We start from the raw sequence: 8,496 nt of genomic DNA on the forward strand, positions 1-8,496 counted from the left end.
ATGACTTGATTTTCGGGCTGGGTTTAGTTTGGTGCTGTCATTTTCCCTGACTCCCTTGCTTTACGGCCAAGAAAATTTCCAATTCTCAAGAATCAGGGACTTGACATCTTACCGCTGGACTTATCTACCGTCGACCCTCAATTATATGAAGCGGCCGAAATCGACGGGGCGGGAAGATTGAAGCAGATATTTAACGTTACGATACCGCATTTGCTGCCGACCATCTCCGTCGTCCTCATCTTGTCGCTCGGATCGATGTTGACGCTTGGATTTGAGAAGGTGCTCCTGCTGTTCACGCCCAGCAACTCGATCACGAGCGATATTATCGATACGTTCGTATTTCGAATGGGTCTGGAAAACAGCAATTACAGCTACGCTACCGCCGTCGGCATGTTCGGAGGGTTGATCGGGCTCATTCTCGTTTCAGCAGGAAACTATATATCAAGAAAAATATCCGGCCACTCCTTATATTAAATGGATATCATACGTTGGGAGGCGCACCAATGCTATACCGCAAAACCTGGAGTTACAAACTGTTCATGCTCTTCAACGGAGCCTTTATGCTGATTGTCGTCGGCGCAATCGTCTTGCCGTTCCTTCATATCCTGTCCGTTTCTTTCAGCGATTCGGCGGCGATTGTCGGCGGCCGCGTCGGGCTGTTTCCGCAAGGCTTCAATGTCAATTCATATATCAAACTATTCGCCTTTCCCGATATCCTCTCGGGATTTCGAAATTCCGTGATCCAAACGGCGCTAGGTACGTTGATCGGGCTGTTTATGCTCACGGTCTGCGCCTACCCGCTCTCGAAGAGGGCGTTAAAGGGACGCAAAACGTTGATTTTATTCATCATGTTCACGATGTTCTTCAGCGGCGGGCTCATTCCAACCTATATGCTGGTGCGAAGCTTAGGCTTAATCGATTCTATCTGGGCGATCGTGATCCCGTTTTGCATTACGCCCTATTATTTGATTTTGATGATGACCTATTTCCAAGGCATTCCGGCCGATGTGGAAGAATCCGCGATGATCGACGGGCTCAATCCGATTCAAATTTTGTACCGGATTATCTTGCCGCTTGCCAAACCGGTTATGGCCGCAATCAGCCTGTTCCTCATCGTGTATTATTGGAACAACTGGTTTAACTCCATGATCTATTTGAACAGCACGGACAAGTATCCGATTATGCTGATCGTGCGAAACATTATCGTCGGTTCCGACATCGCGTCTCAAGGCGGGACCGTCATCGAAGATTCGCTCAGGAGCACTTCGGCGGCGGCGCTAAAGTCTACGGCGATCATCATTACGGCTTTGCCGATCATCGCGGTATTCCCTTTTGCGCAGAAGCATTTTGTGGCCGGCGTCATGCTAGGGTCGGTCAAAGGGTAAGCGGTGCGGTGCGCACGCATGCAGCGAAGGTTGTTCGCGCCTCGCCGAGGCGAAACAATAGATAGCCGATAGGCGGCGATACGCCTGCCGGCCAAGATTGTACAAATGATGGGGAGGTTATGGTACCAATGACAAACAACAAGGCAACAAAATCGGTACGGACGATTGCCAAAGCGGGGATTCTTCTTCTAGCGATCTCTCTGCTTCTGGCGGCATGTTCCGGCAAAGGTTCGACATCTTCAGTGGGGCAAGGGACAGGCGATACGCTTACTTTCAGCATGTTATACAGCGATAATTCGGCCTATCCCTACAACAAAAACTGGCCCGTCCTGCAGCAGATGACGGAGAAAACGAATGTAAAGCTGGAAATGCAGACCGTACCGGATACGGAGTACGCCGGCAAACTGAAGCTTGTCCTCAATTCCGGCTCCGCGCCCGATTTGATCGCGCTGATGGATCAGAACGCAGTGCTCGAGTTCGCGCAGACGGGAGTGCTGCTGCCGATCAGCGATTATATGGACAAACTGCCGAATTTGCAGCAAAAAATCGAACAATATCGGATCGAGGAAGAATTAAACGAATGGAAACTGAAAGACGGCAAGCTGTACGTTCTGCCGTTTATGAACGAATCGGCCATCTATAACCGCGGACCGGTGATCCGCAAAGATTTGCTGGATCGACACCAACTGCAGATTCCGACAACGTCCGAGGAACTGTATACCGTATTGAAGAAGTTGAAGGAAGCCGATCCGAAGAGCTTTCCGATGACCAATCTGTTCGGCGCCGATCAATTGCTTGCCAATGCCGGGCCGTCCTGGGGAATCGGGCCGAGCTATAACGGATTTATGCTGAATCCCGAGACCAACCGATACGAGTATGTCTATACGGGCGAAAATTACAAGCAATATGTCAAATACTTGAACAAGCTGGTTACGGAAGGGATCGCAGATCCGGAACTGTTCACATCCAGCCTGGACCAATGGAAACAAAAGATGGCCACCGGCAAAAGCGTGTTCTCTTATACCTGGCTCAGCGAGGTTGGACAACTTAACGCCGATGGCAAGAAAAACGTAAGTCCCGACTTCGAGCTGGTTCCGCTGCCGCCGATCGCCGGTCCGGGAGGCGCAAAAACGACGGCCGCCAACCGAATTTATCACGGGATCGGCATTCCGGCCGGCGAAGTGAAGAAGCCTTATTTCGACAAGCTGCTGGAATACGTCAACTGGCTGTACAGCGACGAAGCGATCGATATGATGACTTGGGGCGTCAAAGACCAAACCTATATCGAGAAGGACGGGCGCAAGGATTTCCCCGAGGAAATGAAGAAGACCGGCATTCAACGCGCGCTCTGGGATATCGGAGCTTCCAACAACAATTATTTGATGGTGTTCCCGTACGAATGGTTTATGAAAACCTTTAACGATCCGGTGGTGGAAACATTGACGGAAGAAGCGAACGCGAACGATTGGTTCCCGGCGATCGCCAAAATGCCGAAGCTGACGTCCGAACAACGCGAGGAAGAGAAAATGCTGCTTACGTCTATCAACGATTTATTCCTGAAAGTGCATGAGCAATTCGTCTACGGCAAACTTTCGCTGGATACGGAATGGGATCGGTACGTCCAGGATATTAACGCGAAAGGCGTCAGCAAACTGCTGGAACTATACAACAGCACGGTTAGCGAATGAGATAGGAGGTATCGCGGAATGAAAATAGGCATCGACATGCATCACGGATTTTTGCGCGACGAATCCATCCCCGTTGAACAAGCGCTGCGGCAGGTGAAAGCGGAAGGATATCAGGGCGCTTATTACAAATCGCCGGTGTACATCTCCCCCACTCTCGATCCCGGGGAGTTGCAAGAGGCTGCGAATATCGCGCAAGAATTGGATTTGTACATCGATTTCGGCATCGGCCGGGTTAATCCGTACAATTACCAACGAAACGCCGGAAATTTGGCTGCTGGGAGGCGGAGACTACAAGCTCGCCATGGAGAAGCAGATCCGCGCGGCGGCTTCGATGGGAGCCAAAGAATTGATAGGGGTAACCGCCAATTTCAAACCGAAGCATGACGGCTACTTTTTGTACGACCGTTTCCGCACGGACGTCACGTGGGAGGACCAATTGCTGGCCACCGAGAAATTTCTGAAGCTGCTCGCGCCCGTTCTCCGCGAAACGGGCACGCGAATCAATCTGGAGACGCATGATGAGATTACGTCGTTCGAAATTTTGCGCTTGATCGAGGCGGTCGGAGACGACGTGCTGGGCGTCGCCTTCGATACTTGCAATGTGCTTTCGATCGGCGAGGACCCGATGGCCGTCGTCAAACGTACCGCGCCGTACATTCATCAAATGCATGCCAAAGACTTCATCGTCTTCTTCACGGACAATGGGCTGACCAGACAGGTCAAGCCGTGCGGGCAAGGGGTTGTCGATTTCGAGGAGATCTTTCGCGAGATCGCAAAATATAATCCGAAGCTTCAACTGCAAGTGGAAGACCATAAAGGGTATATGCCGATCGACATTTATGTGAAGGAATGGGTCGATCGCCACCCCGATCTGCAGTTGGCTGAAGTTTCCGCGATCGTGCGCTATGCGTATCTATGCCAGAAGCGCATCGCGGCAGGGCAACTGATGGAGCCGGAAGCTTATGAAGCGATCGATTACTGGGAACAGCGGGACGAACGGCTGAACGCTTCCCGCGATCATCTCTTCTCCGTGCTCGATCGCCTGGGACTTCGCGAGTAGATAGTTGATGTATCGCAATATCGATGAAAAGGAGAACGCTATGAAACGGGAAATTCGCGTTATCGTCATCGGAGCGCATCCGGACGAGCCCGATATTTACGCGGGCGGAACCGCGGCATTCTTCGCCGAAATGGGACATAAAGTGAAATTTCTGTCGTTAACCGACGGCTGCTGCGGACACTACAGCCAGCACGGTCCGGAACTGGTCCGGCGCAGAATGGCGGAAGCGCAAGAAGCGGCGCATCGTTTGGGAATCGAGGAATACGAGGTGCTGGATACGCCCGACGGGCAATTGCTGCCCGATATTCGGGTCCGGCATCAAGTAATTCGCCGCATCCGGGAATGGCAAGCGGACATTGTCGTCGCCTTCCATCCGGACGGCGGGAATCATGCGGATAACCGGTATGCGGGGAAAGTCGTCAGCGACGCCGCGTCCTTTGTCGCGCTGACGCCGAACGCCGTGCCGGATGTCCCATGCTTGAAGAAATCGCCCTTATTTTTACTCATGCCGGACTACTCGATGAAACATCGTTATAAACCTGATCTTGTGATCGATGTGGAACGCGTCGTGGAGAAGAAGCTTCTCGCCTGCGACGCCCACGCTTCGCAATTTTACGAATTTACGCCGTGGCAAGCGGGGTTTCTCGACGAAGTGCCAAGCAGTTGGGAAGATAAAAAACGGTTTTTGCTGCGGTACTGGGGAGAGTTTATGTACGCGTCCGGCGAGATGATGCCGGGCTTGGAGAAATGGTACGGCAAGGAACGAGCGGCGGCGGTCAAATATGCCGAACCTTTCGAAATCGCCCCATATAGCAGAAGACCGGATGACGAAGAGATCAGGGCTTTATTTCCGATGTTGGGATAAACGCCGGGATCCGCGGTCTTCGAACCGCGCGTCGGCACTGCCTCCAAGGAAGCGGTGCCGACTTATTTTCGTACGATACGCTTGGGAGGCACGAATGTGTATCTGTTATTAGCCGTATTTGCCATCGTCATGTTTATCGTGCAAACGCTCAGCCTGAAGCAATGCCGGCTGCCGGAAGGCCGCCGATACGCAGCTCTTTGCACGTTAAACACGTTTTACACCGGCCTGATCGCGGCGGCGTTCGCGCTTTGGTGGCTCTTTGCCGGCGCTCCGCCGTTTGCCCCGCTCACGCTCGCGCTCGGGTCGGTCTACGGGTTCGTTTTCACCTTGGCGATGTTTAGTTATGCGGGCGCGATGAATACAGGCCCGTTGTCTTATTCCGCGTTCTATTTTTCCGCCAGCTTAATGATTCCTGTTATAGCCAGCATGCTCTTCTGGGGGGAAACGGCTACGCCCGCGAAATGGGCCGGGATCTTTCTATTCCTGCTGTCTTTCTACTTTGTTAATGTGTACGGTGCGGGAACAAACCGCAAGGGCGGCGTCCAATGGATCGTCTTCTGCCTGTTGGCGTTCCTGTTGAACGGCCTCCTGCCCGTTGCCGCCAAAGTTCATCAAACGGCTCTTCAAGGGCGGGAAGTGCCGCAATTCATGTTTGCAGGCTTTGCCGCCGCTTGTTTATGCTCCCTGATCGGCATGGCCGTATTCCGATCGCTCAAGCACAAGGAAACCGGGATTGCCGTCATGCGCCAATCCGCCGTATTCGCCGTTAGCCTGGCCGTTTCGACCGGTTTAGGCAACGCCGCCGTCACGTATTTGTCGGGACGAATGCCGGGAATTTACCTGTTCCCTCTCGTTAACGGAAGCATGGTCGTTATGCTGACGCTTCTTTCCGCCATTCTGTTTAAGGAGAAGCTGACTTCGGGGGGAATCGCCGGCATTGCGACGGGATTATGCGCGATCGTAGCTATTAATCTATAAAAATATAACCTTGGAGGAGGCTTGCCATGCCTAGATTAGCCATGCTCAGTTGTTGGAATCATTACCATGCGAGAAGCTTTGCCCGGGATTTGGCGGAGCTGCCGGAGGCGGAGATCGTGGCGTTATGGGACGAGGAAGCGCCGCGCGGAGCCGCCTTTGCCCGCGAATTTGCAACGGAATTCGAGCCGGACCTGGAGGCGCTGCTTGCGCGCCCGGATATTGACGGCGTCATCCTCGATTGCGCGCCGGAACACGCGGCCGGCTTGATCTCTTCCGCCGCCGAGGCGGGTAAACATGTGTTGGCCGACCAAGTGCTGGCGCTCACAACGAAAGACGCGCTGACCGTTGCGGAGACGATCGAGCGTGCGGGCATTGCGTTCGCCATCGATATGTCGCTCAAGCGTTGGCCGATTAATCTGGCCGCCAAACAGTTGGTGGAGGCCGGAACGATCGGGGGCATTACGAGCGTGCGGATTCGCAATGCCCATGACGGCGCGCTTGGCGACGGATGGCCGTACCGTTTCCGGGAGAGCGCGCACGGGGTATTCGCGGATCTCGGCGCTCATTGCCTCTATTTGGCGCGCTGGCTTCTTGGGAGACCGGCGGCTGTCACCGCGATCGTCTCCCGCTACTCGGGCGGAGGCATCGCGGAAGATAACGCCGCCTGCATCCTGGAATACGCAAACGGCGCGATTGCATTATGCGATGCGAGCCATGTGGCGTGCCGCTCCCCCTTCTCCGTCGAACTCTACGGCACAAGGGGAAGCTATCTCGCCGGCGGCGCCACCGGCGAACATCGCAAGCTGTTGAAGCCGGGCGACGGCACGTTTCGCTTACTGACCGACGAAGGCTCCGGCGCATCTCCGCTGCCCAAGGAAGCCGGCACGCCCTCGATTCGCCAATGGCTCAAGGCGATGCAAGGAGAAGCCGTACCGTTATTCGGCGTTAACGAAGGCATCGATCTCGCCCAGATGCTCGAAGCTTTATATCTCTCCGCCCGCACCGGCCAAAAGGTATATTTCGACCGGCTCGAGTCATAAATCGACAAAAACAGGACTTTATACCCAGGAAAAACTCGTGACCAAGGCGAAAAATGATCTTTTTTCCTATTGGCTTGCATTTCCAAAATGCCGATAATAAGTTGGGTGCTAAACTACGGTATCGGATCGTGTCAGGAACGCCATTTTTTGACAATGGATATTGTCGGCACAAAAAAGACGATAAGGGTGGAGTAAATGAAAAAGATTTTTGCAATCGTATTAATGGTATCGATGGTTGCGCTGCTTGCGGCATGCGGCGGGGGTTCGAGTTCCCCGAAGGTGTTTAAAAGCACAGACGACAAATATCAAGTGGAAGCCACTGCCGAGTGGCAAGACGCGGGAACGCAATTGAACGACAGCGGAGACTTGCAAATTTTCAACCCGCGCAAAGAAAAATATTTGCTCGGTTTGATTGAGTCGAAAGAAGATTTCACCGACTTCACGTTGCAGCAGTACTATGAGGTCGTATCGGAGCCTTTCTTGGCAAGCGTAAGCGATCCGGTGCAAGGAGAGGTTAAGGAAGTAACGATTGGCGGAAATCCGGCGCTGCAATACAAGTTGGAAGGATCGATCGACGGCATTCAAGTCGTTTATTTGGTGACGATCGTCGAGACGCCTACGGATTATGTGCAGCTTCTCGCATGGACGTTGAAAAGCAAATGGAACGATTATGAGCAAGAATACAACACGATGATCAACAGTTTCAAACCGGCGGCATAATAGATTTAATAAATTCTTGAATGACACCACATCTCGACATAACGGTTCGGGAGATTAATAGATTCTCGACTTCTCCATAGTCAACACCCATGACGACCCATTGGTTGTGTGATGCAATTCCAAATGCTATAATCGGGTCAGACGAAGAACGTCCTTACACTGTTTCTGTGCAAGGGCGTTTTTTTATTTTTTCGCATGGAGGATGGTTCGCGGATGGATTTTGAAAAATTCGAATTTAGAAAGAGAGGCTATACAGAAAATTAATTACCAACTACTGGGATATGGATGTTCAAAATTAGATATTCTACTTAAAAATTGGTAGGATGAAATAAATCATTTGAGTTAAAGATGGAAAACCAAAAACGGGCCTTCGCCCGCTTTTAGTTTCATATGCTTACATCGTTTTATAGTTAACAGTTACATGAATTGGCTTTCTTGCATACCAATCTACTTGATCGGACCACTCATAAGTAACTTCAAAACCACCTTTGATAAAATCAGCAGTACCACCTATACTACCTGTCTCACCTTTTCTCTTTACATATGTTAGCACAGCACTTCCATCTGCTACAATTTGAGTGGTAGGGAAACTTCCTGTAGCAGAAATATACACTTCATCAACGGCCTCAAGGTAGTATTTATCCTAAATTTCGAAAGCCCGTAATATCAAACACTGAATATAGTGGATCTGCCTCGCGGACTGTAAAAAAGTGGAGGTTTCCCAGTTCGTTCGGTTCAAGTCAACATTATGTGGATACAC

General features: G+C 51.9%; 10 protein-coding genes. 9 read left to right on the forward strand and 1 reads right to left on the reverse strand.

Going from position 1 to position 8,496, the window contains the following annotated elements:
- Window positions 1–114: 114 nt before the first annotated feature.
- From LQ229_RS26470 to LQ229_RS26510, 9 genes are all read left to right on the forward strand, one after another.
- On the forward strand, window positions 115–474 hold the full coding sequence (locus LQ229_RS26470) for an ABC transporter permease subunit (protein WP_290370081.1): 360 nt from the start codon (window positions 115–117) through the stop codon (window positions 472–474).
- A 29-nt stretch (window positions 475–503) separates the two neighbouring features.
- A complete protein-coding gene (locus LQ229_RS26475) occupies window positions 504–1,385 on the forward strand; it encodes a carbohydrate ABC transporter permease (protein WP_216540863.1) in 882 nt (293 codons plus the stop codon).
- 128 nt (window positions 1,386–1,513) lie between these two features.
- Entirely contained in the window at window positions 1,514–3,073 is a 1,560-nt protein-coding gene (locus LQ229_RS26480; RefSeq protein ID WP_230193365.1) for an extracellular solute-binding protein, read from the forward strand.
- Window positions 3,074–3,091: 18 nt separating this feature from the next.
- Complete coding sequence (locus LQ229_RS26485; protein ID WP_230193366.1) at window positions 3,092–3,457, forward strand: hypothetical protein; 366 nt, start codon at window positions 3,092–3,094, stop codon at window positions 3,455–3,457.
- Window positions 3,375–4,133 carry a TIM barrel protein gene (locus LQ229_RS26490; RefSeq protein WP_230193367.1) on the forward strand — a complete coding sequence of 253 codons (759 nt, stop codon included), beginning with the start codon at window positions 3,375–3,377 and terminating at the stop codon, window positions 4,131–4,133. Before LQ229_RS26485 ends, LQ229_RS26490 begins: the two co-directional genes overlap by 83 nt.
- Before the next feature lie 40 nt (window positions 4,134–4,173).
- Window positions 4,174–4,998, forward strand: a complete 825-nt coding sequence (locus tag LQ229_RS26495) for a PIG-L deacetylase family protein (protein ID WP_216540866.1) — start codon at window positions 4,174–4,176, stop codon at window positions 4,996–4,998.
- 96 nt (window positions 4,999–5,094) lie between these two features.
- Window positions 5,095–5,976: a hypothetical protein gene (locus tag LQ229_RS26500; RefSeq protein ID WP_216540867.1), complete on the forward strand. Its 882-nt coding sequence runs from the start codon at window positions 5,095–5,097 to the stop codon at window positions 5,974–5,976.
- Window positions 5,977–6,002: 26 nt separating this feature from the next.
- Window positions 6,003–7,016, forward strand: coding sequence for a Gfo/Idh/MocA family oxidoreductase (locus LQ229_RS26505; protein ID WP_216540868.1), 1,014 nt, complete (start codon window positions 6,003–6,005; stop codon window positions 7,014–7,016).
- 195 nt (window positions 7,017–7,211) lie between these two features.
- A complete protein-coding gene (locus LQ229_RS26510; RefSeq protein WP_230193368.1) occupies window positions 7,212–7,736 on the forward strand; it encodes a hypothetical protein in 525 nt (174 codons plus the stop codon).
- Window positions 7,737–8,130: 394 nt separating this feature from the next.
- On the opposite strand, the gene LQ229_RS26515 is transcribed toward LQ229_RS26510, so the two are convergent.
- On the reverse strand, window positions 8,131–8,349 hold the full coding sequence (locus tag LQ229_RS26515) for a hypothetical protein (RefSeq protein ID WP_230193369.1): 219 nt from the start codon (window positions 8,347–8,349) through the stop codon (window positions 8,131–8,133).
- Between the last annotated feature and the right edge of the window lie 147 nt (window positions 8,350–8,496).

Source organism: Paenibacillus sp. CECT 9249 (assembly GCF_918697855.1).
In the GTDB taxonomy this organism is placed as follows: domain Bacteria; phylum Bacillota; class Bacilli; order Paenibacillales; family Paenibacillaceae; genus MSJ-34.